The 24,296-nt window shown below is 72.5% G+C and carries 25 protein-coding genes and 1 riboswitch; of the genes, 18 read left to right on the top strand and 7 right to left on the bottom strand.

The window, feature by feature from the left end:
• The first annotated feature begins 31 nt into the window (after window positions 1-31).
• Both ku and VSH64_RS15295 read left to right on the top strand, forming a co-directional pair.
• Window positions 32-922 carry a non-homologous end joining protein Ku gene (ku, locus tag VSH64_RS15300; protein WP_326836260.1) on the top strand — a complete coding sequence of 297 codons (891 nt, stop codon included), beginning with the start codon at window positions 32-34 and terminating at the stop codon, window positions 920-922.
• Between the two features lie 130 nt (window positions 923-1,052).
• Window positions 1,053-1,325: a hypothetical protein gene (locus VSH64_RS15295; protein ID WP_407655649.1), complete on the top strand. Its 273-nt coding sequence runs from the start codon at window positions 1,053-1,055 to the stop codon at window positions 1,323-1,325.
• 239 nt (window positions 1,326-1,564) lie between these two features.
• Here the strand turns inward: VSH64_RS15295 and ahcY are convergent, their stop codons facing one another.
• The 4 genes from ahcY to VSH64_RS15275 form a co-directional block, all read right to left on the bottom strand.
• The gene (gene ahcY / locus VSH64_RS15290; protein WP_326836259.1) at window positions 1,565-3,040 is read right to left on the bottom strand and encodes an adenosylhomocysteinase; all 1,476 of its coding nucleotides are present in this window, start codon (window positions 3,038-3,040) and stop codon (window positions 1,565-1,567) included.
• Window positions 3,041-3,290: 250 nt separating this feature from the next.
• A riboswitch (S-adenosyl-L-homocysteine riboswitch) is annotated at window positions 3,291-3,371 on the bottom strand.
• A gap of 68 nt (window positions 3,372-3,439) precedes the next feature.
• On the bottom strand, window positions 3,440-4,207 hold the full coding sequence (locus tag VSH64_RS15285) for a GAF and ANTAR domain-containing protein (RefSeq protein WP_326836258.1): 768 nt from the start codon (window positions 4,205-4,207) through the stop codon (window positions 3,440-3,442).
• 84 nt (window positions 4,208-4,291) lie between these two features.
• Entirely contained in the window at window positions 4,292-5,323 is a 1,032-nt protein-coding gene (locus VSH64_RS15280) for a DNA polymerase IV (RefSeq protein WP_326836257.1), read from the bottom strand.
• Window positions 5,324-5,383: 60 nt separating this feature from the next.
• Window positions 5,384-5,653, bottom strand: a complete 270-nt coding sequence (locus VSH64_RS15275; protein WP_326836256.1) for a DUF3040 domain-containing protein — start codon at window positions 5,651-5,653, stop codon at window positions 5,384-5,386.
• 525 nt (window positions 5,654-6,178) lie between these two features.
• Between VSH64_RS15275 and VSH64_RS15270 the strand changes: the two genes are divergently transcribed.
• The 3 genes from VSH64_RS15270 (at window position 6,179) to VSH64_RS15260 (ending at window position 9,640) form a co-directional block, all read left to right on the top strand.
• On the top strand, window positions 6,179-8,002 hold the full coding sequence (locus VSH64_RS15270) for a serine/threonine-protein kinase (RefSeq protein WP_326836255.1): 1,824 nt from the start codon (window positions 6,179-6,181) through the stop codon (window positions 8,000-8,002).
• On the top strand, window positions 7,999-8,832 hold the full coding sequence (locus VSH64_RS15265) for an FHA domain-containing protein (RefSeq protein WP_326836254.1): 834 nt from the start codon (window positions 7,999-8,001) through the stop codon (window positions 8,830-8,832). The genes VSH64_RS15270 and VSH64_RS15265 overlap by 4 nt, the downstream gene beginning before the upstream one ends.
• Before the next feature lie 481 nt (window positions 8,833-9,313).
• The gene (locus VSH64_RS15260) at window positions 9,314-9,640 is read left to right on the top strand and encodes a hypothetical protein (RefSeq protein ID WP_326836253.1); all 327 of its coding nucleotides are present in this window, start codon (window positions 9,314-9,316) and stop codon (window positions 9,638-9,640) included.
• A gap of 103 nt (window positions 9,641-9,743) precedes the next feature.
• Here the strand turns inward: VSH64_RS15260 and VSH64_RS15255 are convergent, their stop codons facing one another.
• Window positions 9,744-10,223 carry a MarR family winged helix-turn-helix transcriptional regulator gene (locus VSH64_RS15255; protein ID WP_326836252.1) on the bottom strand — a complete coding sequence of 160 codons (480 nt, stop codon included), beginning with the start codon at window positions 10,221-10,223 and terminating at the stop codon, window positions 9,744-9,746.
• Between the two features lie 100 nt (window positions 10,224-10,323).
• Between VSH64_RS15255 and VSH64_RS15250 the strand changes: the two genes are divergently transcribed.
• The gene (locus VSH64_RS15250) at window positions 10,324-10,959 is read left to right on the top strand and encodes a GTP cyclohydrolase II (RefSeq protein WP_326836251.1); all 636 of its coding nucleotides are present in this window, start codon (window positions 10,324-10,326) and stop codon (window positions 10,957-10,959) included.
• A gap of 129 nt (window positions 10,960-11,088) precedes the next feature.
• Here the strand turns inward: VSH64_RS15250 and VSH64_RS15245 are convergent, their stop codons facing one another.
• The gene (locus VSH64_RS15245) at window positions 11,089-12,081 is read right to left on the bottom strand and encodes a LacI family DNA-binding transcriptional regulator (protein ID WP_326836250.1); all 993 of its coding nucleotides are present in this window, start codon (window positions 12,079-12,081) and stop codon (window positions 11,089-11,091) included.
• A 176-nt stretch (window positions 12,082-12,257) separates the two neighbouring features.
• Here VSH64_RS15245 and VSH64_RS15240 point away from each other — a divergent pair, with 176 nt between their 5' ends.
• The 5 genes from VSH64_RS15240 (at window position 12,258) to VSH64_RS15220 (ending at window position 17,545) form a co-directional block, all read left to right on the top strand.
• Window positions 12,258-13,040, top strand: coding sequence for a sulfite exporter TauE/SafE family protein (locus tag VSH64_RS15240; RefSeq protein WP_326836249.1), 783 nt, complete (start codon window positions 12,258-12,260; stop codon window positions 13,038-13,040).
• Between the two features lie 85 nt (window positions 13,041-13,125).
• Complete coding sequence (locus tag VSH64_RS15235; protein WP_326836248.1) at window positions 13,126-15,390, top strand: xanthine dehydrogenase family protein molybdopterin-binding subunit; 2,265 nt, start codon at window positions 13,126-13,128, stop codon at window positions 15,388-15,390.
• A 1-nt stretch (window position 15,391) separates the two neighbouring features.
• The gene (locus tag VSH64_RS15230; protein WP_326836247.1) at window positions 15,392-15,862 is read left to right on the top strand and encodes a (2Fe-2S)-binding protein; all 471 of its coding nucleotides are present in this window, start codon (window positions 15,392-15,394) and stop codon (window positions 15,860-15,862) included.
• Window positions 15,859-16,674 carry an FAD binding domain-containing protein gene (locus VSH64_RS15225; protein ID WP_326836246.1) on the top strand — a complete coding sequence of 272 codons (816 nt, stop codon included), beginning with the start codon at window positions 15,859-15,861 and terminating at the stop codon, window positions 16,672-16,674. Before VSH64_RS15230 ends, VSH64_RS15225 begins: the two co-directional genes overlap by 4 nt.
• A gap of 169 nt (window positions 16,675-16,843) precedes the next feature.
• Window positions 16,844-17,545, top strand: a complete 702-nt coding sequence (locus tag VSH64_RS15220; RefSeq protein ID WP_326837955.1) for a flavin reductase family protein — start codon at window positions 16,844-16,846, stop codon at window positions 17,543-17,545.
• Between the two features lie 59 nt (window positions 17,546-17,604).
• Here VSH64_RS15220 and VSH64_RS15215 read toward each other — a convergent pair whose 3' ends face one another.
• On the bottom strand, window positions 17,605-18,555 hold the full coding sequence (locus VSH64_RS15215) for a serine hydrolase (RefSeq protein ID WP_326836245.1): 951 nt from the start codon (window positions 18,553-18,555) through the stop codon (window positions 17,605-17,607).
• Between the two features lie 184 nt (window positions 18,556-18,739).
• Here VSH64_RS15215 and VSH64_RS15210 point away from each other — a divergent pair, with 184 nt between their 5' ends.
• The 7 genes from VSH64_RS15210 (at window position 18,740) to VSH64_RS15180 (ending at window position 24,292) form a co-directional block, all read left to right on the top strand.
• Complete coding sequence (locus VSH64_RS15210) at window positions 18,740-19,231, top strand: winged helix-turn-helix transcriptional regulator (RefSeq protein WP_326836244.1); 492 nt, start codon at window positions 18,740-18,742, stop codon at window positions 19,229-19,231.
• A gap of 71 nt (window positions 19,232-19,302) precedes the next feature.
• Window positions 19,303-20,535, top strand: a complete 1,233-nt coding sequence (locus tag VSH64_RS15205; RefSeq protein ID WP_326836243.1) for an MFS transporter — start codon at window positions 19,303-19,305, stop codon at window positions 20,533-20,535.
• Window positions 20,536-20,570: 35 nt separating this feature from the next.
• Window positions 20,571-21,074 carry a DUF302 domain-containing protein gene (locus VSH64_RS15200; protein WP_326836242.1) on the top strand — a complete coding sequence of 168 codons (504 nt, stop codon included), beginning with the start codon at window positions 20,571-20,573 and terminating at the stop codon, window positions 21,072-21,074.
• Between the two features lie 32 nt (window positions 21,075-21,106).
• The gene (locus VSH64_RS15195) at window positions 21,107-21,613 is read left to right on the top strand and encodes a DinB family protein (protein ID WP_326836241.1); all 507 of its coding nucleotides are present in this window, start codon (window positions 21,107-21,109) and stop codon (window positions 21,611-21,613) included.
• A gap of 73 nt (window positions 21,614-21,686) precedes the next feature.
• Entirely contained in the window at window positions 21,687-22,616 is a 930-nt protein-coding gene (locus VSH64_RS15190) for a 2-dehydropantoate 2-reductase (protein WP_326836240.1), read from the top strand.
• A gap of 381 nt (window positions 22,617-22,997) precedes the next feature.
• On the top strand, window positions 22,998-23,846 hold the full coding sequence (locus VSH64_RS15185) for an ESX secretion-associated protein EspG (protein WP_326836239.1): 849 nt from the start codon (window positions 22,998-23,000) through the stop codon (window positions 23,844-23,846).
• A gap of 29 nt (window positions 23,847-23,875) precedes the next feature.
• Window positions 23,876-24,292: a hypothetical protein gene (locus VSH64_RS15180; RefSeq protein ID WP_407655648.1), complete on the top strand. Its 417-nt coding sequence runs from the start codon at window positions 23,876-23,878 to the stop codon at window positions 24,290-24,292.
• The last annotated feature ends 4 nt before the right edge of the window (window positions 24,293-24,296 follow it).

Here is a 24,296-nt window from a genome sequence, read left to right as displayed (position 1 = left end):
GGAGCACCCGGCGGACGGCGGAGGAGCGCGCATGCGGGCGATGTGGAAGGGCTCGGTCTCGTTCGGGCTGGTCAGCATCCCGATCCAGCTGTACGCGGCCACGGAGAACAAGAACGTGTCGCTGCGCCAGGTGCACGAGTCCGACGGCGGCCGCATCCAGTACAAGCGCTTCTGCTCGGTCGACGGGCAGGAGGTGCCCTACGCCGAGATCGCGAAGGGCTACGAGCTGCCCGACGGCGAGATGGTGGTGATCACCGACGCCGACCTCGCCGACCTGCCGCTGGCCACGCAGCGCACGATCGACGTGCTGGAGTTCGTGCCGCTCGAGTCGATCGACCCGATCCAGTTCGACAAGACCTACTACCTCGAGCCGCAGAAGAACGCCGTGAAGCCCTACGTGGTGCTGCGCGACGCGCTGAACAAGGCCGGCCACGTGGCCATCGCCAAGGTCGCGGTGCGCCAGCGCGAGAGCCTGGCGCTGCTGCGCGTGGTGTCCGACGTGCTCGTGATGACCACCATGCTGTGGCCCGACGAGGTGCGCACCCCCGATTTCCCGTTCCTGCGCGAGGATCCGCCCCAGGTGCGCCCGCAGGAGGTGACCATGGCCGGCTCGCTGATCGATTCGCTGTCGGAGCCGGTGTTCGAGTCCGAAAAGTACAGTGACGGCTACCGCGAGGCGCTCGAATCGGTGATCGAGGCCAAGATCTCGGGCAACGAGACGGCGAAACCGGGTGCGGTCGGGGCGAAGGCCGACGTGGTGGACCTCATGGCGGCGCTCGAGGCGAGCGTGTCCGAGGCCCGCAAGTCGCGTTCGGCCGCGCCTGCCAAGACCACCTCGGGGCGCTCGCGCAAGGCGGCGTCCGACGAGGAGAAGCCGGCCAAGAAGGCCGCTCCGCGCGCGCGTCGCCCGAAGAGCGCCTGAGCGCGTTTTCCCTGCGGCGACGCGGGAAACCGGAGCCCGGCCGGGATCACCGGACCGGGTGCGGCGACACGCCGCCCGTATGCCAGACTCTGGCGCTCATCGGTGGTACCAAGATGAGGACGGCTCTGCTATGAGCCGCACGGACTCGGTACCACGAGCTTCGAACACGAGCGCGGAAGGCGGCCTGAGCATGGAGTGCGCGTTCTGCACCAGCGGGATCGACCACTGTCACGGCACCCTGGTGGTTCACCCGGACGGCGGGTTCGCCGAGTGCACGGGCGAGAGCTGCACGAACCTCGACCGCGTGCGCCACGCCCTGATCATCGACTGCCACACGCTCGACGCCGCCTGCACCTGCACGCTGGCCGTCGAGGTGGAGGCGGAGCTCCGCCAGGCTTCCTGAGCCCTCCCGCGGCCCAGTGACCGTGAAGGCCTCGTTCCCCGGCAATCCGGGGAACGAGGCCTTCACGGTTTTGCGGCGAAGGTTTCCCGTCCGCCCCTCATCCTTACCCGATCGTGTATGCAGCTGTGTACACCGGCTTGGCGATGTGCTAACACTAACGGGGTCCTTCGGCTCTCCCTCCCCCTCGGAGCCGGAGGACCCCTTACTTCCCGGGCCGGAAGATCACCGGTGCCCGGACCTCAGTAGCGGTAGTGCTCGAGCTTGAACGGCCCGGCCGCGTCCACGCCGATGTACTCGGCCTGCTCCTTGGTCAGCTTCGTGAGGCGCACGCCGAGCGCGTCGAGGTGCAGCCGCGCCACCTTCTCGTCGAGCAGCTTCGGGAGGCGGTGCACGCCCACCGGGTAGTCGCCGGGCTTGGTGAACAGCTCGATCTGCGCGATCGCCTGGTTCGCGAACGAGTTCGACATCACGAACGACGGGTGGCCGGTCGCGTTGCCGAGGTTCATGAGCCGGCCCTCGGACAGCACGATGATCGAGTGCGCCGCGCGCCCGTCGGCCGCCGGGAAGGCCCACTCGTGCACCTGCGGCTTGATCTCCAGCTTGCGGATGCCGGGCACCTTGGCGAGCCCGGCCATGTCGATCTCGTTGTCGAAGTGGCCGACGTTGGCCACGATCGCGTTGTGCTTCATCCGCGCCATCTGCGCGGCGGAGACGATGCCGAAGTTGCCGGTGGTGGTGAGGAAGATGTCGGCGCGCTCCACCACGTCGTCGAGCTCGACCACGTCGAGGCCCTCCATGGCCGCCTGCAGCGCGCAGATCGGGTCGATCTCCGTGACCACCACGCGCGCGCCCTGGCCGCGCAGCGCCTCCACGGCGCCCTTGCCGACGTCGCCGTAGCCGCACACCACGGCGAGCTTGCCGCCGATCATCACGTCGGTGGCGCGGTTGAGGCCGTCGACCATCGAGTGGCGGATGCCGTACTTGTTGTCGAACTTGGACTTCGTCACCGAGTCGTTCACGTTCATCGCGGGGAACAGCAGCGTGCCTTCGGTCGCGAGCTTGTAGAGCCGCTTCACGCCGTTGGTCGTCTCCTCGGTCACGCCGCGGACCTCCCCGGCGATGCGCGTGAAGCGCTTCGGGTCGGCGGCGAGGCTTTCGGCGAGGGTGCGCAGGATGATCGCGTACTCCTCGGGGTCGGCTTCACCGGCGGCCGGCACGGCGCCGGCGGCTTCGAACTCGACTCCCTTGTGGACGAGCAGCGTGGCGTCACCGCCGTCGTCGAGGATCATGTTCGGACCCTGCCCGTCGGCGAAACGGAAGAGCAGGTCGGTGCACCACCAGTACTCGTCGAGCGTCTCGCCCTTCCACGCGAACACCGGCGTGCCCTCGGGCCGCTCGGGAGTCCCGTTCGGACCGACGACCACGGCGGCCGCGGCCTCGTCCTGGGTCGAGAAGATGTTGCACGACACCCAGCGCACGTCGGCGCCGAGCGCCACGAGGGTCTCGATCAGCACGGCGGTCTGCACGGTCATGTGCAGCGAGCCGGCGATCCGGGCGCCCTTCAGCGGCTGCGCCTCGGCGAACTCGCGCCGGATGGACATCAGGCCCGGCATCTCGTGCTCGGCCAGGCGCAGCTGCGTCCGCCCGGCTTCGGCGAGGGCCAGATCGGCCACGGCGAACTCGACGCCGGCGATGGTCTGCAATTTCGGGCTCATGGAATTCGGTTCCCCTTCGGCTGGATTTCCGGGCAGTCCGGAAATGCGGTCAGTGCTGTTTTCGGGCAGGCGAAATCGCGGTAGCACCGCACGCGGCGCTACCGGACGGCCCGGGAAGTCAGGAGGTGCGGACGCGGTCCGCTACGCGATTGTCGTTGTCCGGCAACGATTGCCTTGACCACGACCAGTGTGAGGACAACGGCGTTGAGGTCGAAGAGAACAGCGTTGAAGACAAGAAAAGGCACCTCCTTCGCAGGAGGCGCCCTTGTCCGGAACTCGCGGGCCGAGCGTGGCGGAAACCGGGGTTTCCGTCGCAGCGCCTCTCGGCCCGGAGTGCGCCTGGTGCGGCGCACGGTTCGTTCTTCCGGTTCCCACCTTGGCAAGCAGGGCCGGAACCTGTCAAGCCGACGGCCCCGGCAGGTCGAGCTCGGTGTGCCGGCTGGTCAGCGTCTCGGCCAGCACGGCGAGCTTCACGTTGAGGTCCTGTGACGTGCGGCGCAGGAGGTCGAACGCCTCGTCGGCCGTGATGCCGCGCCGCTGCATCAGGATGCCCTTCGCCTGGCCGATCACGTCGCGCGAGTCGATGGCCTTGCGCAGGTGCGCCTTCTCCAGCTCGGTGGCCGTGACGGCGCTGGTGTTCGCGAGCGCCAGTGAGCCGTGCGTCGCCAGCAGCAGAGCGAGGTCGCGGTCGGCGGCGGTGAGCGCGCCGGCTTCGCGCGCGTACACGTTGAGGGCGCCGGACATCCGCGGCTCACGCACGTCGGGCAGCAAGGCGATGGCGAGCATCGAGCCCATGCCGCGCTCGGCCGCGGCCGGCCCGAACCGCGGCCAGGCGGGTTCGTGGGCGAGGTCCTGGCTCTCCGCGTGGGCGGGCCCGTCGGGGCGGGCCGCGTCGAGGCACGGGCCCTGGCCGGTGCGGTACTGCACCTGGTCGAGCTCGGCGGCGACCGGATCGGTCTCCACGGGGGTGTAGAACAGCCCGTCGGGCCCGCGCAGCGTGATGCTGACCAGGCTCGCGGCGGGGATCACCCGGACCGCGGCCGTGACCAGGTGCTGCAGCACGCCACCTATGGTCGTGGCGGCCAGCAGCGAGCGCGTGAGCTCGGCGAACTCGTCACCGAGCCCGGCGAACCGGTCGCCGGTCACGGTGGTGCCGATGTCGGACATTTCGCGTACCTCGATCCTCGGGTCCGAGACTGTCGATTACCTCGCCGGCGGCCGCGTCAAACGAGTCGCGCCACGAGGCGGCGGTCACGACGGCGGGGGCGGGAACTCCGCGCGCACCCCGAGCAACCGCACGGGCTGCCCCAGCGTGAACATCCCCAGCACTTCGCGCGCGGCGCGGCCGATCGCCGCGGCGTCCGAGGTCGGCTCCGGCAGTGTGACGCTGTGCGTGTGCGTGTGGAACGGCGCGAAGCGCACCTTCACCGCGACGCGCGCGGCCGGGCGGCCCTCCGCCACGACGTCGCGCACCACCCGCTCGGCGAGCACGTCGATCTCCTCCTCGATCCGCGCGGGGTCGGTGAGGTCCTGCTGATAGGTCGTCTCGCGGCTGCGCGAACGTGCGACGTACGGCGTGGCGGTGACTTCGGCGTCGGCGATGCCGCCGGCCAGCAGCCGGTACCACGGGCCCAGCCGCGGTCCGAAGCGGGCGGCGAGGTCGTCGGCGTCGGCGCCGGCGAGCTGCAGCACGGTGGTGAACCCGGCCTCGGCGAGCTTCTTGGCGGTCTTGCGCCCGATGCCCCACAGCGCGTCGGTGGGCCGCTCGGCCATCACGGCCCACCAGTTCTCCTTCGTGAGCCGGAAGATCCCGGCGGGTTTCGCGAAACCGGTGGCGAGCTTGGCGCGCAGCTTGTTGTCGCCGATGCCGACGGAGCACGAAAGCCCGGTATCGTCGGCGACCGCCCGGCGGACCTCGGCGGCGAACGCCTCGGGGTCGTCGGTGTCCAGGCCGAGGAACGCCTCGTCCCAGCCGAGCACCTCCACCACCACCGGCAGCTCGCGCAGCCGGGCCATGATCCGGTCGGACACCTCCTGGTACGCGGGCGCGTCGGTGGGCAGGAACACCGCGTCGGGGCAGCGCTTGGCGGCCAGGCGCAGCGGCAGGCCGGACTGCACGCCGAACTCGCGGGCCTCGTACGACGCGGTGGCCACCACCGCGCGCTCCGTGGGGTCGCCGTTGCCGCCCACGACCACCGGCCGGCCGCGCAGCTCGGGGTGGCGCGCGATCTCGACCGCGGCGATGAACTGGTCGAGATCGACGTGCAGGACCCAGGCGGACACCGCACCAGTGTGCGGCGCGGACCCCGGTCCGCGCACGTCAGCGCCGCGAACGGTGGCGGGTCAGGAGTGGCCGTGCCCTCGGACGATGTGCAGTGCGACCCCGCCGCCGGCCGACAGCAGCGCGCACAGCGTGAGGGCGGGGCTCGTGGTCACCACGCCGGCCACGAGGAACCCGACGGCCGCGACGTCGAAGAGCACCGCGAGCACGGTGAGGAGGCGGCGGCTCGGCGCCGGCTTGCCCCGCGAGAGCGCCGCCGCCAGCTCCGGATCGCTGAACTCGAACCAGCGCTCGATCTTGTCCAGCTCACTGCGTTCGTGGTGACTGAGCATGAAGGTCTCCTTCGGCGGCGCGCCTGCCGTCACGTCCGCCTGATACCCCTGGCGGCACTCGGCGAACCGCTCTCCGGCGGATTCACCCGGCCGCACTCCTGCGTATAACGGTCTATACGTCGAATCCGGGATCGCCGCGCCGGTTCACGCGTCCATTGTGGACCCTTGATCGGCCGGACGGGTGATCCCGGCGCTCACGCAGCGGAGCGTGCTCGAGTGTCGGTTCCCGTTGGCGCGCAACGGGAACCGGTGGCCGCGCGCGAACCTCTGTCACGGCGCGGGCTCGCGCCGGGCCGACGCAGCCCGCGCGACGATTTGTCGACTCCGCTTGCGCGGCGGATCCACGGGTCGACGTGGCTGTCCTCCGGAGGCGCGCCGGTCGACCCGATCGGGTGGTCCGGCCCGGCGGCGAAGGTGTTTCGGGGGAGCGATCCCGATCCGGGCCGCTTCCTGCCACCGGACGTGATGCAGTATCGTTACTGCGAGTTACCTCACAGAGGTCGGACCACGCCGAGGGGAGCGTCGGTGCAGGGTGACCAGCTGATCGCGGGGCGCTATCGACTGCTCGAGCGGATCGGCACCGGGGGCATGGGTGTGGTCTGGCGCGCGCACGACGAGCACCTCGACCGCGAGGTGGCGGTGAAACAGGCCCGGCTCTCCGACTCGGTCAGCGGCCGCACGCTCCGGCGCGAAGCCCGGCTCGCCGCCGGCGTGCAGCACCCGAACGTGGTGACCTTCTTCGACGTCGTCGCCCACGGCGACGAGCTGTGGCTCGTGATGGAGTACGTGCCTTCGCGCAGCCTCGCCGAGATCCTCGCGGCCGAGGGCAGCCTGCCGGTGCGTACGGTCGCCGAGATCGGCGCGCAGGTCGCGGCCGCGCTCGCGGCGGTGCACGCGGGCGGCGTGGTGCACCGCGACGTGAAGCCCGGAAACGTCCTGATCACCGAAGACGGGCGCGCCAAACTCACCGACTTCGGCATCTCGCGCTCGGTGCGCACCGACGAGACGGTGACCGACTCGCCGCACATCGGCGGCACCCCCGGATACCTCGCGCCCGAGGTCGCGCAGGGCCACGCGCCGACCGCCGCGGCCGACATCTTTTCCTTGGGTGCCACGCTGTTCGCCGCGGTCGAGGGCGCGCCGCCGTTCGCCGGCGGCAACGAGTACGCCACCATCCGGCGCGCGGCCGAGGGCGCGGTCCCGCAGCCGCGCCAGGCCGGCGAACTCACGCCGGTGCTCACCGCGCTGATGCGGCCCGCTCCGGAAGAACGGCCTTCGGCGGGCGCGGCGCACGACCTGCTCGCGGGAAGCGTCGACGGTCTGCCGGCCGCGCCCGCGCTGCGCGGCCGCCCCCTGCGGCGCCGCCGGCGGCTCGTGGTCGCGGGGGTGGCCGTCGCCGCCGTGGTGGTGCTCGCCGGCGTGGTCCTGGTCGTGCTGCCGCACCGCGACCGGGCGGTGACCCCGGCCGCGGCCGCGAAAGCGCCCGCAGTGCCCGCGAAGCTCGGCGTCGGGAAGGACCCGCACTCGGCCGACCCGTGCCGGCTCGTCGACGCGGCGCCGCTGAAGCCCTTCGGCGACGCGGAGGTCGACCCCGACTACGGCAACTTCGACCGCTGCGACGTGATCCTGCACCGCACCGGCGACCTGCAGGCCGACGTGAAGGTGGAACTGCAGGACCCGCCGGCCGACGGTGCCGCGCCGGAGGGGCAGCGCTCGCGGTCCGGCCCGTTCGACGTGTTCGGTGATCCCGCGCAGGACGGCGACTGCGTGCGCCTGATCCGGCTGCAGGACCAGTACCTCGTGCGCGTGACCGCGAGCGACGACGAAGGCGACAATCTCGACGTGTGCCACGTCGCCGACCTCGCGGTCGCCTCGGCCACGAAGGTGCTCGCCGTGGCCGGGGTGCCGGCGCGGTCCGCACCACTGCCGGCCGGCTCGCTGGCCCGGGTCGACGCGTGCTCGCTGCTCGACCCGGCCACGCTCGGCAGCGCCGCCGGCGTCGCCGCGCCGGTGCAGGTCGAGCGGGGCTACGGCAACTGGACCTGCGACTGGGACAGCTCGGCCTCCGACCGCGCGGTGACCGTGATCTTCGACCGCGACCAGCCGCCCGACGGCGACTCGGGCCAGCTCGTGCAGGTGTCGGGCCATGACGCTTATCTCGCCACCGACGACTTCGCCGACAACACGTGCCAGGCTCTGCTCGTGTACCGCCGCTACACCGACGCACAGGGGGAGGCCGCCGTGGAGCAGATCAAGGTCGTGGTCCACGGCGACCCGCCGTCGCAGGGCCTGTGCGCCCCGGCCACGTCGCTGGCCGGCGCCGTCATCTCGAAGCTGCCGCAGGCATGACCGCGATGCGATCCGGCGGGCAGGCCGAGCCGCTCGGCGCCGACCACGGCAGCCTCGCCTACGGGGTGCCGCCCGCGGCGCCGGGCACGATCTTCGCGCTCGCCGTGACCGGCGGCGTGCGCATGCCTCCGCGCGACGGCCGGGAAGTCCTTTTCGGACGCAACCGCGACGACGTGCACGTGTGCGTGGGCGAGGACGACCGGAAAGTGAGCCGCCGGCAGGGTTTTCTCGTGCGGCGGCGCGACGCGTGGTGGATGCACAACACCGGACGGCTGCCGATCCGGCTGCCCGGCTCGCGGCTGCTGTTCCCGGAAGAGGAGCCCGTGCCGCTCGCCGAGGGCTACACGGCGGTGTTCGTGCGCGGCTCGGCCGAACGGGAGCACCTGCTGGAGCTCTACGTGTCGGGTGCGGACGGCCGGCGGCCGGAGTCGCGGCCGCAGGACGTGACCGAGCCCCCGCGGATGTGGCGGCTGAGCCCCGAGGAACGGCTCGTGCTCGTGTCGCTGGCCCAGCGGTACCTGTTGCAGCAGCCCTATCCGCAGCCGATGGCGTGGCGGCAGGTCGCCGAGCAGCTCGCCGAGCTCGCGCCGGACGGCCGCTGGACGCCCAAGCGCGTGGAGCACCTCGTGGTCGCCGTGCGCACGCGGCTCGCCCGGGCCGGCGTCGCGGGCCTCACGCGGGAAGAGGTCGGCGAGCCGGTGGGCAACTCGCTCAACGACAACCTCGTGAAAGAGCTCCTGCTGTCCACTTCGCTGGTGCCGCCGGACCTCGCGCTGCTCGACCCGCCCGACGAAACCGCTCCGGGAGGGGTCCCGGCGCCGCCCGGTTAGCCTCCCGGCGCGCGGTGGGGCAGGCCCCGCGCCGGGAACGGGCGGGGGAAGTCGTGACGGGTGAGGGGATGCGGGCACTGCCCGCCGGGCATCCGAGCCTGGCGCGGGGCTTCGGGTCACCACCCGGCACGCTGGTCGTGCTCGGGCTCGCCGGGGGAGTGCTCGTGCCGCCGACGGAGCCGGGCCCGGTCACGTTCGGGCGCAACACCGCGGAGGTCTCCGTGCCGGTCGGGGAGGACGACCGGCGCGTGAGCCGCCGCCACGGCGTGCTGGAGCACCACCTCGACCGCTGGTGGGTGCGGGCGACGGGCAAGGTCCCGTTGCGGCTGCCCGAATCCCGGCTCCTGTTCACCGGCGCCGCGCCGCTGCCGCTGCCGGTGGGGTACCTGCCGCTGTTCGTGCACGGCTCACGCGGGCGCGAGCACGTGCTCGAGGTGCGCGTGGCCGACGGCCGGCCCGCGTCGCCCCCGCGCCCGACGCGGTGCTGGACGCGCGGGAACGCTTGGCGCTCACCGTGGTCGGCCAGAGTTTCCTGCGCTGGGAGGCGCTGCCGCGGGCGGTGCCGGCCGAACGCGCGGCGGCTCAGCTGGCCGTGGTCGACCCGGCCGGCGACTGGACCCCGCTCGGCGTGCGGGCCGCGCTCGACGCGGTGCGGGCCCGGCTCGACCCCGCCGCCGGCGACGAGCCGCTGCTCGCCGGCCTGCTCGCGGCCGCCGTGCTCGTGCCACCGGACCTCGCGTTGCTCACCGGCGGGCCGGAAGCGCGACCGACCGTGCCCGACTGGACACAGAGGACAGTCGGTTCGTAGGGCCCGGCTCGGAGGACCCACCGCTCGGGCACCGGGCCCGAAGGCACAGCGTGGGCGGGTGCGGCGCGGGGGAGCCCGGTGGGCGGGACCACCGTGCCCAGCGTCACACGGCGGTCCGCTGCGGCCGGTCGGCGCCGCGCAGCCGCGATTCCAGGGTGTCGAGGGCGTTGCCGAGCGCGCCGAACTGCTCGGGCGTGAGCGCGTCCACGAGCAGCTCGCACACCACCGCGGCGTGTCCCGCGGCGGCTTCGCGAAGCTGTGACCAGCCCAGATCGGTGAGGAACGCGGTCACGCCGCGGTCGTCGGACTCGCACGAGCGGCGGCCGACCAGTCCGGTCTTCTCCAGCTGGCCGACCTGGTAGCTCAGTCCGCTCTTGGACGTGAGCGCGGCGCCGGCCAGCTCGGTCATCCGCAGCGCCCCGCCGGCGGCGGCGAGGCGCGCCAGAACTTCGTACTGTGGGTGTGAAAGCCCCGCGTCGTCACGCAGCTGCTGTTCGACGCGGCGGTTGAGCTGAGAGCTCACCGCCAGGAAGGCCTGCCAGGTCTTCAGCTGGCGATCCGTGAGCCATCGGGGGTCGGCCATGCACCCATGGTAACGCAGGTTGTTCGAATTTGAACGTTGTTGTAGGGTCGATCAAGTGTCGTGGTTCGAATTTGAACCACCTGGGAGAACGGAGCAGCCGATGGCGAAGGTGGCGCAGGTGCGTACGCGGGTGCGGATCCCGCTGCGGCTGGGCGACGACCTCACCGTCGACTCGGAAGCCGTGACCTTCCACGGGCTCGAAGACGGCCTGGAGCACCTCGCGTTCGTGCTCGGCGAGCCCGGCCCCGTGCCGCTCGTGCGGATGCACTCCGAGTGCCTGACCGGCGACGTCTTCGGCTCGGCCCGCTGCGACTGCGGCCCCCAGCTGCGCGAGTCGATCGCCCGCATCTCCGAGGCCGGCGGCTACCTGCTCTACCTGCGCCAGGAAGGCCGCGGCATCGGCCTGTACAACAAACTCGACGCCTACGCGCTGCAGGACGGCGGCCTCGACACCTACGAGGCCAACGCCGCGCTCGGCCTGCCCGAGGACGCCCGCGACTACACCGCCGCCGCGCAGATGCTCACCGCGCTCGGCGTGCAGCGGCTCGACCTGCTCTCGAACAACCCGGACAAGGCCGCGCAGCTGACCGCCCACGGCCTCGAAGTGCGCGAGCGCGTGCGCACCGGGGTGTTCGCCACGGAGACGAACGTGCGGTACCTGCGGGCCAAGGTCGAGCACACCGGACACAGCCTCGTGCTGCCCGCCGGGTTCGGCCACGCCGGCATCGCCAGCTGAACGCGGGAATCGCCGGCTGAACCGTCCATCCTGGACGGAGTGAGTGCGGTGTTCGTCAATCGCGCACCGGAGTCCGGATCGGACTGTGCTGAACGGACTGAGCTCTGAACAGTCCTGAGCGCATCGCGGTCAGGGCGCCGACGCGCGCACCACCAAGTCGGTCGGCAGCACGGTCGGGCCCGTGAGCGGGGTCTCGCCGGCGTCACCGAGGAGCTTGCCCAACAGCCGGCGCGCGGCCGCCTCCCCGAGCGCACGCAGCGGCCGGCGCACGGTCGTGAGCGGCGGCTGCGTGAAGGCGGAGAGCGGCAGATCGCCGAACCCCGCCACGGCGACGTCGTCGGGCACCGCACGGCCGGCTTCGCGAAGTCCGATGAGGACGCCGGCGGCCACCACGTCGTCGCAGGCGAACACGGCGTCGAACACGAGACCGGACGCGACGAGCCGGCGCACGGCCGAACGACCGCTGCCGGCCGTGAACGCCGCTTCGGCCACCCGGTCGTCGGCGAACGGGACCCCGGCTTCGCCGAGCACGGACCGGAATCCGGCCAGCCGGGCGGTGGCCCGATCACCCGGACCGGTCACCACGGCGACGCGGCGCCGGTTGCGCGAGAGGAAGTGCCGGGCCACGGCGGCGGCTCCGGCGGCGTCGTCGCCCGCCACGGACGGGAAGGGCGCGCGGGCACCGTCGATCACCACCACCGGCAGGTCGGAGTCGCGCAGGGCGCTGTTGTCGGTGACGGCCGCGGGCGGGTCGAGCAGCAACAACCCGTCGAACGCGTGCGCGCGCACCTGGCGCGTGAAACGCTCGAGCGAGTCCGCGCCGCGGTTCGTGGTGCTCAGCAGCAGGCTGTGGTCGCTCGCCTCCACGACGTCGGCCACGCCCTGCAGCACCTCGCCGATCCCCGGCGGCGAAAGCGCGGGCACGAGCACCCCGACCAGCCGCGTCCGGCCCTTCGCCAGGCTGACGGCGCCGGCGCTCGGGATGTACCCCGTGGCCGCGATGACCTCGCGAACGCGCACGGCGGTGGCGGCGTCCACGTCGGACTTGTTGTTGAGGACCCGGGACACGGTCGTTTTGCTCACCCGCGCGCGGCGGGCGACCTCGGCGATCGTGACGCGCATCGGTCCTCCACGGGAATCCGAGCACCGGGCTGGCTGCCTCTTTCCCCCAAAGTACTCGCCTGTCCGCCCGTCGCCGGGCGTCCGTTCGGCGGTGTCCGTTCCGCCGGAAGTGACATGTATAACAACCTATACGGCCCGCCTCAGGACACGGCGGGGGTCCGTGTTCTCATGACGGCGTGATCATCGACGCGGGCGAGCTCGCCCTCCTGCTGCTCGCCGGCGTCGGGGCCGGCCTCGTCGGCGCCACCGCGGGACTGGCCTCGCTCGTGTCGTACCCGGCGTTGCTCGCCGCCGGGATGCCGCCGGTGGTCGCGAACATGACCAACACCGTCGCCATGCTCGGCACGACCGCCGGTGCGGCCGCCGGCGCCCGGCCCGAGCTGTCGGGGCAGTGGCGGCGCCTGCTGCCGCTGTGCCTCATCACCACGGCGGGCGGCGGCTGCGGCGGGCTCGTGCTGCTGCTGACCCCGCCCGGCGCGTTCACGGTCGTGGTCCCGTGGCTGATCGGCGGCGCGTCGGTGGTGCTGTTGGCGGGTCCGCGATTGCGCCGGATGGCGGAACGGTCGAAAAACCCGGAAACCGCCGCGCCCGAAGGAATCGGGCCGGCCGCCGGCGCGGCCGCGTTCCTCGTGGGCGTGTACGGCGGCTATTTCGGGGCCGCCGCGGGGGTTTTGATGCTCGCGCTGCTCACCACCGTGTGGACGCAGCCGCTGGCCCGCACGAACGCGGCGAAGAACATCGCCACGGGCACGGCGAACCTGATCGCCGCGGCGGTGTTCGCCTTCACCGGCCGGGTGCTGTGGCCTGCGGCGCTGGCCGTGTGCGTCGGCTCGGTGGCGGGTTCCTGGCTCGGTTCGGTGATCGTGCGGTACCTGCCCGCGACCCCGCTGCGGATCGCGATCGCCATCGGCGGGCTCGTGCTCGCGGTGGTGCTTGCCCGGGAGGCCTTCGCGGGCTGATCGCCGCGCAACCGTTGCCCTGCCCGGATGACGCGCGGGTGCGGCAGGGGGCATGATCGGGCGGGTATCCCGAGCAGGAGGCCAGATGAGCATTGTCGGCACCCGTGTGGTGCGCGTCGAGGACGAGAAGCTGATCACCTCGGGCGGAACGTACGTCGACGACCTGCGGGAGGCAGCGCTCACCGGCGCGGTCCACGCGGTCTTCGTGCGCAGCCCGATCGCCCACGCGCGCATTTCCGGCATCGACACCGAAGAGGCGAAGCAGGCACCGGGAGTCGTCGGCGTGTTCACGGCCGCGGATCTCGACCTCGCGCCCCGGCAGGTCGGACCTGTCACCGAACCGTTCCTCGCCACCGATGTCGTGCGTTACGTCGGCGAGCCCGTCGCGCTGGTGCTCACCGAAGAGCGCTACCAGCTGGCCGACGCGGCCGAGCTCGTGGACGTGGACTACGACCCGCTCGACGCGGTGGCGAGCGTCGACGCCGCGCTGGCCGGGGACACCGAGCTGTTCCCCGGTGCCGGCCTCGCCCGCAACGTGATGCAGGTGAACGGCGCCGAGGAGTTCGACGACGCCGTGTTCGCGGACTGCGACGCCGTGGTGACGCAGACGATCCTCAACCCGCGCGTGGCCCCGGCCTCGCTCGAGGTGCGCGGCGGCTCCGCGGCGTGGGGCGAGGACGGCCGGCTCACGCTGTGGCTGTCCACGCAGAACGCCCAGATCGCCCGCACCACCGTGGCGGCCGCGCTGGAGCTCGGCGAGGAGCGGGTGCGCGTGATCGCGCCGGACGTCGGCGGTGGCTTCGGCGCGAAGATCGGCGCCGATCCCGAGGCGAGCCTGCTCGGCTGGGCCGCGCGCGCCGTCGGGCGGCCGGTGCGCTGGGTCGAGTCGCGCAGCGAGAACCTCACTTCGATGACCCACGGCCGCGCGCAACAGAACACGGTGACCATCGGTGGCAAGCGCGACGGCACCGTGCTCGCTTACCGGATCGACGTGGTGCAGGACTGCGGTGCCTACCCGCGCGCGATGTTCCTGCCCACGCTCACCGAGATGATGGCGCCCGGGGTGTACCGGTTCCCGGTGGTGCAGACGCGCAGCCGCTGCGTGGTCACGAACACCACGCCGATCGCCGCCTACCGCGGCGCGGGCCGGCCCGAGGCGACGGCCGCGGTCGAACGCGCGATGGACCTGTTCGCCGCCGAGATCGGGCTCGACCCGGCCGAGGTGCGGCGGGTCAACTTCATCCGTCCCGAAGAGTTCCCGTACACCACGCCGAGTGGTGGCGACTACGACACGGGCGAGTACGCGGCGGCGCTGGACAAGGTGCTCGACGCCGCGGGGTACGCCGAGCTGCGCGCGGAGCAGGAGCTGCGCCGGGCCGCGGGCGACCCGGTGGCGCTGGGGCTCGGCGTCGCGGCCTACGTGGAGATCACCGGCGGCGACGCCAGCGGCGAGAGCGGCCGCGTCGTGGTGCACGCCGACGGTTCCGTGACCGCCTACACCGGCAGCTCGCCGCACGGGCAGGGGCTGGCGACTTCGCTGGCGATGCTGCTGTCCGACCAGCTCGGCGTGCCGCTGGAGAAGATCACCGTGAAGCACGGCGACACCGACGAGGTGCCGCGCGCCGTCGGCACGTTCGGCTCGCGGTCGCTGCAGCTGGGCGGCTCGGCGATCCGGCAGGCGGCCGACGAGGTGATCGCGCACGCCCGGGAGCTGGCCGCCGACCTGCTCGAAGCGGCACCCGAGGACCTCGAGCTCGACACCGAACGCGGGGTCTGGCAGGTGCGCGGCGCGCCGTCGAGCACCACGCTCGACTGGGCGCGGGTCGTGTCCGCGGCCGGCGAGGACATGCTCTCGGCCGACGTGTGGTTCGGCGACGGCAAGCCGACGTTCCCGTTCGGCGCGCACCTCGCCGTGGTCGAGGTCGACACGGAGACCGGCAAGGTCGAGGTGCGCCGGCTGGTCGCGGTGGACGACGCCGGGCCGGTGGTGAACCCGCTGACCTTCCGCGGCCAGCGCCACGGCGGGCTCGGCCAGGGCATCGCGCAGGCGCTGCTCGAGGTCGTGAGCTACGACGAGGACGGCAACCCGACCACGGCCACGCTCGCGGACTACTCGTTCGTGACCGCGACCGAGCTGCCCGACTTCGAGCTGGTGGACATGGCGACGCCGACCACCCGCAACCTGCTGGGTGTGAAGGGGATCGGCGAGGCCGCGACGATCGGCTCGACCCCGGCGGTGCACAACGCGGTGGTCGACGCGCTGGCCCACCTCGGCGTGCGGCACCTCGACATGCCGACCACCCCGATGCGGGTCTGGGCGGCCCTGAACGACGTGAGGAAGGCGGACTGACGTGCGGGTCTCCATCGAGGTGAACGGCCGGACCACGGCCGGGGAGGTGCCGGACCGGACGCTGCTCGTGCACTACCTGCGCGACACCGTGGGGCTCACCGGCACCAACATCGGGTGCGACACCACCTCCTGCGGCGCCTGCACGGTGCTGCTCGACGGCGAGTCGGTGAAGTCGTGCACCGTGCTGGCCGCGCAGGCCGACGGGCACGAAGTGACCACAGTGGAGGGTCTGGCCGGCGAAAGCGGCGAGCTGCACCCGGTGCAGCGCGCGTTCCGCGAGCAGCACGGCCTGCAGTGCGGCTTCTGCACGCCCGGGATGATGATGGCGTCGGTCTCGCTGCTCAAGGAGAACCCGAAGCCGTCGCGGCGCGAGGTGCGCGAGGCGCTCGAAGGGAACCTGTGCCGCTGCACGGGCTACCACAACATCGTGAGCGCCGTGGTCGAGGCTTCCGGGCAGGAGGTGGACCGGTGATCCCCGCCGAGTTCTCCTACCGCCGGGCGTCCACTGTGGACGAGGCGCTGGCGTTGCTGGCCGAGCACGGTGAGGACGCGAAGCTGCTCGCCGGCGGGCATTCGCTGCTGCCGCTGATGAAACTGCGGTTCGCGGCGCCCGAGGTCGTGGTGGACATCGCGCCGCTCGACGAGCTGAAGTTCGTGCGCCTCGAGGGCGACGAGGTCGTGATCGGCGCGCTGTCGCGCTACCACGACCTGCACGGCGACCCGGTGCTGGCCGAGCACTCGCCGCTGGTGGCGCACGCGTCCGGCGCCGTCGGCGACCCGCAGGTGCGCCACCGCGGCACGCTCGGCGGTTCGCTCGTGCACGCCGACTCGGCCGCCGACCTGCCCGCGGTGATCCTCGCGTCCGACGGCGTGCTCGTGGCGCGCGGCCCGGCGGGGGAGCGGCGCATCCCGGCGTCGGAGTTCTTCCTGGGCCCGTTCACCACCCCGCTCGAACCGGACGAGCTGCTGACCGAGATCCGGCTGCCCAGCCAGGCCGGTCTGGGCTGGGGCTTCGAGAAGTTCACCCGCCGCGCCATCGACTGGGCGATCGTGGGGGTGGCGGTGGTCGGCAAGTCCGTGGGGCTGATCAACCTCGGCGGCACGCCGCTGCGGGCGGCGGCCACGGAGAAGGCGCTCGCGGACGGCGCGTCGGCCGACGAGGCCGCGGCACTCGCCGCGGAGGACACCTCGCCGCCGGACGAACCGCACGCGTCGGCGGAGTACCGCCGCCACCTCGCCCGCGTGCTCACGCGGCGGGCGCTGCTGTCGGCGGGCCTCACCTAGCCGACCCGGCGTTCCGCAGCGCCCCGATGTGGCTTCGGTGCGCGCACCGCACCGAACGCCACATCGGGTGCGGTGAGCGCAACCGACGCCACATCGAGGACGGGCGGACGTGATCGCCACGTCCGTTTCCCGCCAGCCGAGCGCCGCCGGCGTGCGCAGACTGGGGAACGTGAACACGACGTTTCCCTTGCACACGGCCATCGAGCCCGGAATCCTCTACTTCGGCACCCCGGTGGTGCTGATCTCCACGACCCACGAGGACGGCTCGCCGAACCTCGCGCCGATGTCGTCGGCCTTCTGGCTCGGCTGGCGCGCCATGCTGGGCCTCGGTTCGCGCTCGAAGACGGCCGCGAACCTGCTGCGCACGCGTGAATGCGTGCTGAACCTGCCCTCGGCCGCGCTCGCCGCGGCCGTGGACCGCCTCGCGCTCACCACCGGCTCGGACCCCGTGCCGCCGGGCAAGCTCAAGCGCGGCTACTTCCACGTCGCCGACAAGTTCGGCCGCGCGGGCCTCACCCCGGTCGCGTCCGACACCGTCGCGCCGCCTCGCGTCGCCGAATGTCCGGTGGCCATGGAAGCCGTGCTCGAGGCCACCCACCCCTTCGCCGCCGACGACGAGACGCAGAACGGCAGCGTGCTCGGCTTCGAAGTGCGCGTGCAGCGCGTGTTCGTGCACGACGACATCCGCCTGCCGGGGACCGACGACCACGTGGACCCCGACGCGTGGCGGCCGCTGATCATGAGCTTCCAGAAGCTCTACGGCCTGGGCCCGCAGGTCCGCGAATCGACGCTGGCCTCGATTCCCGAGCACCTCTACCGCGGCCCGGACATCGAGCGCGCGCGGCGGGCGGCGGTCCGGACCACCGGGTAGCTTCCGGACTCACAGGTCCTCTGTGGACGAATTCGTCCAAAGAGGACAGAGGGTGCAGGTCAGTCCGCGGTCCACGCCGCGAGCGCCGGCGCCAACGCCTTCACCCCGGCCGTGACGGCGGCGCGCCCCTTCGCCGACGACGTCGCGGCCGGCTGCTGGGTCATCAGCACCACGACGTAGCGGGAGTCCACGAGGCCGGTGGTGTTGAGCACGAGCGCCGAGCGCAGGATCATCCAGCCCTGTTTGATCTCCCAGGTCGCGCCGGGCAGGCCGTCGGGGATGCCGAAGTACTGGGGGTACCCGTCGTCGGCCGGCTGGCGCGCGTCGGCCATCGCGGTGAGCAGGGGCTGTGCCGTGGCGTCGGGCACGGTGTCGGTGAGGTAGCGGTAGGTGGTGACCACGTCGGAGGGGCTCATCTTGGTCATGCCCCACTCGCCGGGGTCCGTCGGCTCGATGGTGTGCGAAAGGCCGATGAGGTCGGCCATCCGCCCGACGATCGCGGTGCCGCCGTCGGCTTCCCACAGCTTCGAGGCGATGGCGTCGTCACTGCCGGCGATCATGTCGGTGAGGTCGTCGGCAGTGCTGCCCTCGGGCACCTGCCAGGTGCCGTCGTCGTAGAGCGAGTCGAGCGCAATCAGCAGCTTCACCACCGAAGCCGTGTAGAACGGCGTCTCGGCGTCGGTGAGCGCGAGGGTCTTGCCGGTCTTCGTGTCGTAGACCTCGAGCCCCACCTTCGTGCCTTTCGACGCGGCGTCCACCGCGTCGGCCACGTCGTCGGCCACGGCCGCGGGGTCGGGCAGCGGGGTCGCCGGAGTGGTCGGCGTCGTCGGGGTGGGCGTCGGCGTCGCCGAGGTCGGCGGCTCGGCGGCCGACGACGACGGTGGCGGCAGTGGTTGTGCCGCGGCCATCGTGGTCACGTGCCGCGTACTCGCCGTGATCACCACCGCCGTCGTGAGGACCGTCGCGGTGAGCCCCGCGGCGGCGAGTGTCCATCTCAGCCGTCTTGCCATATCGGGGTAACGCCTCGGAACCCCCGTGTTGCAGCAGTTTTCGCCTGTCTGTTTCCTGTGCATCGCTGTGAAAGCCCTGTGTTCGGCCGAACGGCCCAGCGTGGTGCCGCCGCGTGCTACGGTCGGTGACGGCTTGCACCCCGCAAGGCAGCAACCCCGGTGGTGTGCGGGGAAAGGAGCGGTCATGGCCCGACGCATCCAGTGGTCCGGACACGCGTGCCCGATCGCGCGGGCGGTCGACGTGCTCGGCGAACCGTGGACGCTGCTGATCCTGCGCAACGCGACCACCGGCACCACGCGCTTCGACGAGTTCCGCGACGAGCTCGGCATCGCCGACAACGTGCTCACCACCCGCCTGGCCAAGCTGACCGAGGCCGGCCTGCTCACGCGCGTGCCCTACCGCGACGGTGGCCGCACGCGCCACGAGTACCGGCTCACGAAGGCGGGCGCCGACGCGCTGCCCGTGCTGCTGACGCTGGCCGAGTGGGGCGACGAGCACACGGTGCCCGACCCGCCCGCCGAACGCATGCTGATCGTCCACGAAGCCTGCGGGGCGCGCACCCGGCCGGGCACGCTGTGCGACGGGTGCGGCGAGCCGATGCGGCGCGAGGACATGCGCTGGTACCGGCCGTGGCGCTCGGCCGAGCCCGTGGAGCTGGCCGAACCGGTGAGCTGACCGCCGGTCGGCATCCCGCGCGGAGGCGGGGCTGACTTGCGCGGAGCAAGGCAAGGTTCTACCGTGCGGGCATGGCGTCGCCGGGTCTGACGGAGGCTCCCGCGGCCGCGGCGCGCGGGGCCTTCTTGGCAGGCGCGGCCACCCTCGCCGCCCTGTACGTGGGCAACAACGTGCCGAGCGCGCTGTATGCCTTGCTGCGCACCACCTTCGGGTTCTCCGCGCTGGTCCAGACCCTGCTCTACGCGGTGGCCGTGGCGGTGATCGTGCCGGCGTTGCTCGTGGCCGGGCCGCTGTCCGACACCGTGGGGCGCCGGCCGCTGATGCTCTTCGGGCTCGGCGCCTTCCTTCTCGGTGACGTGGTGTTCGCGCTCGCCACCGGCACCGGCTGGCTGTTTGCCGCGCGTGTGCTGCAGGGCCTCGGCATGGGCGCGGGAGCCGCGGCGGCGCAGGCGATGCTCAACGACAGCGCCGGTCAGGACGCGCTCGGCCAGCGCCGCGCTTCGCGCACCGCCACGGCGTGCGTCACGTTCGGGCTCGCGCTCGGCCCGCTGGCCGCCGGCCTGCTCGCGCAGTACGGGCCCTTGCCGCGGCAGCTGTCCTTCGTGGTCCACGCGGTCGCCGTCGCCGTGGTGGCGCTGCTCGTGCTGCGGACTTCGCGCCCGGCGCGCCCGGCCGGTGCCCGCCGGCGCCGGCCGCGGCTCGGCGTGCCGCCGGTGGTGCGGCGGACGTTCGTGATCGCCGGCGCTTCCTCGTTCCTGGCGTGGGCGGTGCTCGGCATGTTCTCCGCCGTGGTGCCCTCGCTGGTGTCGGGGCTGCTGGGCACGGCGAACCTCGCGGTGGCGGCCGGGGCGCTCACGCTCATGATCGCCACGTCGGGCGTGGTCCAGTTCGGGGCGGGCCGGCTCGCGCCGACGGCCGCGCAGGCGAGCGGGCTGCTCGTGCTCGCCGCGGGGCTGGCGCTGCTCGTGGTGGCGGACGAGGCCGGCCTCGCCTGGCTCGTGGTGCCGGCGATGCTCGGCACCGGAACCGGCCACGGGCTCGTGTTCACCGGCGCGCTGCACGAGCTCACCACCGTGACACCGCCGGCCGAGCGCGGCGCCGTGATCGGCAGCTACTACGTGGTGAGCTACCTCGGCCTCGGCGGCCCGGTGATCGGCGTCGGCCTGCTCTCGCTCGCGCGGGGCCTGTCCGCGGCCACGGTGCTGGTGGCCGCGGTGGTCGGCGGGTGCTGCCTCGTGCTGGCCCCGCTCGTGTTCCTGGAGATCCGCCGCCGCGGCGCGGCGTCCGCGGACGATCCACAGTAGACAGTGCGGCGGTGCCGTGCAGCGAAGGAGATCACATGTCCGTCCGCCGGGTAGCCCACGAGGTCGTGCGGCTCGAGGTGCCCGTGGCGGCACCGTGGGCCGAGTTCCGCGCCCGCTACGAGCGGGCCGTGCCGGAGCTGGCCGGTGAGGAGCTCGCTCGCCTCGTGACGGCGGGCGCGAGCTGGGACGAGGTCCGGGCGTCGGCGGAGGCGACCGCGCCGCACGGCTTCCTGCGCTACTGGGGTACCGACGTCGGCCCGCTGATGAGCCTCGCGGCGCCCGCCCGCCCGTGCGTCGAGTACCTGATGGGCAACCACACCATCGCCCAGCGGATGTTCGTGCACCGGCCGGGCGTGATGCTCTACGCACCCCTGCGCACCTCGATCTACGAGGACGCGGCCGGCGAGACCTGGTTCACCGTGGACCAGCCGAGCACCCGCTTCGCCGGCTTCGGCGACCCGGCCGTGGCCGCGGTCGGCCGTGAGCTCGACGAGAAGCTCGCGGCCCTGCTGGCCCACCTGGGCGCGCCGCTAATCTGAGCCCACGGGAATCAGCGGGTGACGGGGGAGCTGTGGAGACGGAACGGATCGGGCCGCCGGCGATCGCGGGGGAGCGGGAGATGCTGCGCGCCTTCCTCGACTTCCACCGCGCGACGCTGGCGATGAAGTGCGACGGACTCACCGACGAGCAGTTGCGCCGGCAGTCGATGCCGCCGTCCACGCTGTCGCTGCTCGGGCTCGTGCGGCACCTGGCCGAGGTCGAGCGCGCCTGGTTCCGCCGGGTGCTCGACGGCCAGGACGTGCCGCTCGTGTGGTCGCCCGAAGGTGATTTCCAGGTTGCCTACGACGCGACCGAGAGCACGCGGGCCGAGGCGTTCACCGCGTGGCAGGCCGAGGTCGAGCACTCCCGCCGCATCGAGGCGGCGGCCGAGTCGCTCGACGTTGTGGGCTACAGCGCGCGCTGGGAAGAAGACGTGTCGTTGCGGATGGTGATGCTGCACCTGATCCACGAGTACGCCCGGCACAACGGCCACGCCGACTTCCTGCGCGAAGGCGTGGACGGCGTCGTCGGCGTGTGAGCCCGGGAGCCGCGGTGTGAGAGCGCCGACTCCTGACTTGTCCGAGCCAAGTCAGACGCCTAGCGTCAGCGGGATGACGAGCGCGAAGCGGATTCTGGTGGTGGGTGCCGGCGCGACCGGCGGGTTGTTCGGCGGGCGGCTGGTCCAGGCCGGCCGAGACGTGACCTTCCTGGTGCGCCCCGGCCGCGCGGCGGTGCTGGCGGAACGCGGCCTGCGGATCACCGGGCTCGGCGAGGAGACGGTGCTCACGCCGAAGCTGGTCCGCGCAGGCGAGATCACCGCGCCGTACGACCTCGTGCTGTTCACGGTGAAGGCCGCCGGGCTCGAGCAGGCGATCGAGGACGTGGCGCCCGCCGTCGGGCCGCGCACGCTCGTGCTGCCGGTGCTCAACGGGATGCGGCACATCGACGCGCTGGTGGGGCGCTTCGGCGAGCAGCGGGTGCTCGGCGGGGTCGCGATCGTGATGACCACTGTGGACGGTGTGGGCGACATCCGCCGGCTCTTCGACCTCCAGTCGATCACCTACGGCGCCCGGGCCGAGCCGGCGCCGGCCGAGCTGGGGGAGCTGGCCGAGGTGCTGTCGGGCGTGGGCTTCGACACGGTCCTGTCCCCGGACATCACAGCCGCGATGTGGGCGAAGTGGGTGTTCATCGCCTCGATCGGCGCGGTGACCTCGCTGATGCGCGGCACCGTCGGCGACGTCGCGGGCCGGCCCGGCGGGATCGCGTTCGCCGAGGCCGTGGTCGCCGAGTGCGCGGCCGTCGCCGCCGCGGCCGGGTACCCGGTGGAGGCCACCGCGCTGGAGAACGCGCGCGCGTCCGTGACCCAGGTCGGTTCGCCGCGCGCCCCTTCGCTCTACCGCGATCTCACCGCGGGACTGCCGGTGGAGGGCGAACAGATCTTCGGTGACCTGGTCGACCGCGCGCACGCGCTCGGGGTGTCCGTGCCGCTGCTGGAACTGGTGCGGCTGAACCTGCGCGTGTACCAGGCGCGGCTCGGCTGAGCACCGCCCCGACGACGTGCTCCCGGCCACGCTGCGTGGCCGGGAGCACGTCGCGGGAACGGCTCCGAACAGTGCGGGGCAGCGCCGGAGACCGGGCCGGAGCAGCGTCGGCGACAGCTCGCGGAAGAAGCTCGAAAACTTTTTCCGGCCGCCGGTGAACCGGATCGGCCACGGCGTCCGTGATGGGTGCGAAGGGGCACGAAGGCCGTGCCCGGGTTGACACGGACGGATGGTCTTTCGGGCACCGGTTCGAGTGGTGATTTGCCGCCACACCAGGGCTGCTACGCTCCGAACAGTGACATCTGCGCCTCTTTCGGCGCAGGTGTCCGGACCGCGGCTCAGGCCGTGCACGACCCGCCGTGGGGAAGGAAGCTCTCGGGTATGGCGGACAGGTTCGAGTTCGTTCTCGACGTCTTCGAAGCTCTTGTGGTCAGCCAGGCGACCGGCGGTGACATCCGCCAGTACCCGTTGCGAATCGGCACGGTGCCTTCGGATCCCATCCGGTTCGTCCGCGTCGCCACGCAGGTGTACCGCGCGATGGAGGACCGGCGGTTGTCCACGCACGGTGAACTCAGCCCGCGTGTGCAGACGGCGTTCGGGCTGTTGTCCCAGCCGCGCGTCTCCGTGGCGGTGGCGGGGGTCGACGGCGTCGGGGCCGACATCGCGGTGCTCGCGCTCAGCGACGGGCGCCAGGCGCTGGGGATCACGCAGAACCCGCGCACCGACGAACTGTTGTTCTCCCTCTTCGCCGACGAGGACCTCGTCGACATCGTCACCGGGGTGCTGCCGCCGGCGCGCGCCGCGACGACCGGCGCGCACACGGTCAGCAAGCAGGCGACGCGCGCCGTGTCCGCGATGACCGCGCGGCGCATCGCCGAGGCGGCCGAGGACGAGGAGGAGACCGACGCGTTCGGGATGATCGAGGTCCGCGGCACGGTGCGGCCCAGCCGTACCGACCCCCGCGTGACGCCGACGCCCGGCGGCACCGAGGTGCTCGAGCGCGTCATGGCCGCGCCACGCCTGGGCGGCGGGCACATCACCGTCACCGGCTGGGGCCGGCACGGTGAGCTGCGCGCGGCCGATCCGCTGAGCTGGCTCGACACCCAGGACGGCCGGTACCTGGTCCACACCACCACCGGCGACGCCGGTGACCTGAGCGCGAAGTACGTCCCCGCAGGGCGGTCCGAGGTGGCCCGCGCAGTGCAGAACGCCATCGCCGCCGTCTACTGACGAGCGCGCACCAAGAGGAGGGAGACCCGGTGGCCGACGACGCGACCCCGGTGAAGATGACTGCGCGTGACATGGCGCCGCAGTTGTCGGGGACCGAGCTGAAGCGATTGGCGCAGACCGGCAGTTTCGCGGTGGACGACACCACCGGCAACCAGATGATCGAAGCGCTCGAAGGTGTGATCGACACCCTTCAGGCCCGGTGGGACGCTTTGCAGAAGCTGGGCACCGCCCCGGCCATGTCCTCGACCTCCACCGGTCGCTGGGTGTCGACCCACATGCTCAACACGGCCAGTGACGGGCAGGGCCTGCTCACGCAGCTGCAGGTGGCGCGCGACGAGTTCCCGACGTACGTCGAGGCGATCAAGCTGGCGCAGCAGAACTACCGCGACACCGAAGCCGGCACGCGGGACACCATCAACCGGCTTCCCGTCGACGAACTGACCTGAGGAG

It is taken from the genome of Amycolatopsis rhabdoformis (assembly GCF_035918295.1).
Lineage (GTDB): Bacteria > Actinomycetota > Actinomycetes > Mycobacteriales > Pseudonocardiaceae > Amycolatopsis > Amycolatopsis rhabdoformis.
The sequence above is the reverse complement of the archived record's forward strand: the minus strand, read 5'-3'. Positions and strand labels throughout refer to the sequence as shown.

What these genes read in the sequence shown, in the direction of transcription:
- ku (WP_326836260.1), top strand. Translation starts at nt 32, where the DNA reads ATGCGGGCGATGTGGAAGGGCTCGGTCTCGTTCGGGCTGGTCAGCATC.
- VSH64_RS15295 (WP_407655649.1), top strand. Translation starts at nt 1,053, where the DNA reads ATGAGCCGCACGGACTCGGTACCACGAGCTTCGAACACGAGCGCGGAA.
- ahcY (WP_326836259.1), bottom strand. Translation starts at nt 3,040, where the DNA reads ATGAGCCCGAAATTGCAGACCATCGCCGGCGTCGAGTTCGCCGTGGCC.
- VSH64_RS15285 (WP_326836258.1), bottom strand. Translation starts at nt 4,207, where the DNA reads ATGTCCGACATCGGCACCACCGTGACCGGCGACCGGTTCGCCGGGCTC.
- VSH64_RS15275 (WP_326836256.1), bottom strand. Translation starts at nt 5,653, where the DNA reads ATGCTCAGTCACCACGAACGCAGTGAGCTGGACAAGATCGAGCGCTGG.
- VSH64_RS15265 (WP_326836254.1), top strand. Translation starts at nt 7,999, where the DNA reads ATGACCGCGATGCGATCCGGCGGGCAGGCCGAGCCGCTCGGCGCCGAC.
- VSH64_RS15255 (WP_326836252.1), bottom strand. Translation starts at nt 10,223, where the DNA reads ATGGCCGACCCCCGATGGCTCACGGATCGCCAGCTGAAGACCTGGCAG.
- VSH64_RS15250 (WP_326836251.1), top strand. Translation starts at nt 10,324, where the DNA reads ATGGCGAAGGTGGCGCAGGTGCGTACGCGGGTGCGGATCCCGCTGCGG.
- VSH64_RS15245 (WP_326836250.1), bottom strand. Translation starts at nt 12,081, where the DNA reads ATGCGCGTCACGATCGCCGAGGTCGCCCGCCGCGCGCGGGTGAGCAAA.
- VSH64_RS15235 (WP_326836248.1), top strand. Translation starts at nt 13,126, where the DNA reads ATGAGCATTGTCGGCACCCGTGTGGTGCGCGTCGAGGACGAGAAGCTG.
- VSH64_RS15215 (WP_326836245.1), bottom strand. Translation starts at nt 18,555, where the DNA reads ATGGCAAGACGGCTGAGATGGACACTCGCCGCCGCGGGGCTCACCGCG.
- VSH64_RS15210 (WP_326836244.1), top strand. Translation starts at nt 18,740, where the DNA reads ATGGCCCGACGCATCCAGTGGTCCGGACACGCGTGCCCGATCGCGCGG.
- VSH64_RS15205 (WP_326836243.1), top strand. Translation starts at nt 19,303, where the DNA reads ATGGCGTCGCCGGGTCTGACGGAGGCTCCCGCGGCCGCGGCGCGCGGG.
- VSH64_RS15200 (WP_326836242.1), top strand. Translation starts at nt 20,571, where the DNA reads ATGTCCGTCCGCCGGGTAGCCCACGAGGTCGTGCGGCTCGAGGTGCCC.
- VSH64_RS15190 (WP_326836240.1), top strand. Translation starts at nt 21,687, where the DNA reads ATGACGAGCGCGAAGCGGATTCTGGTGGTGGGTGCCGGCGCGACCGGC.
- VSH64_RS15185 (WP_326836239.1), top strand. Translation starts at nt 22,998, where the DNA reads ATGGCGGACAGGTTCGAGTTCGTTCTCGACGTCTTCGAAGCTCTTGTG.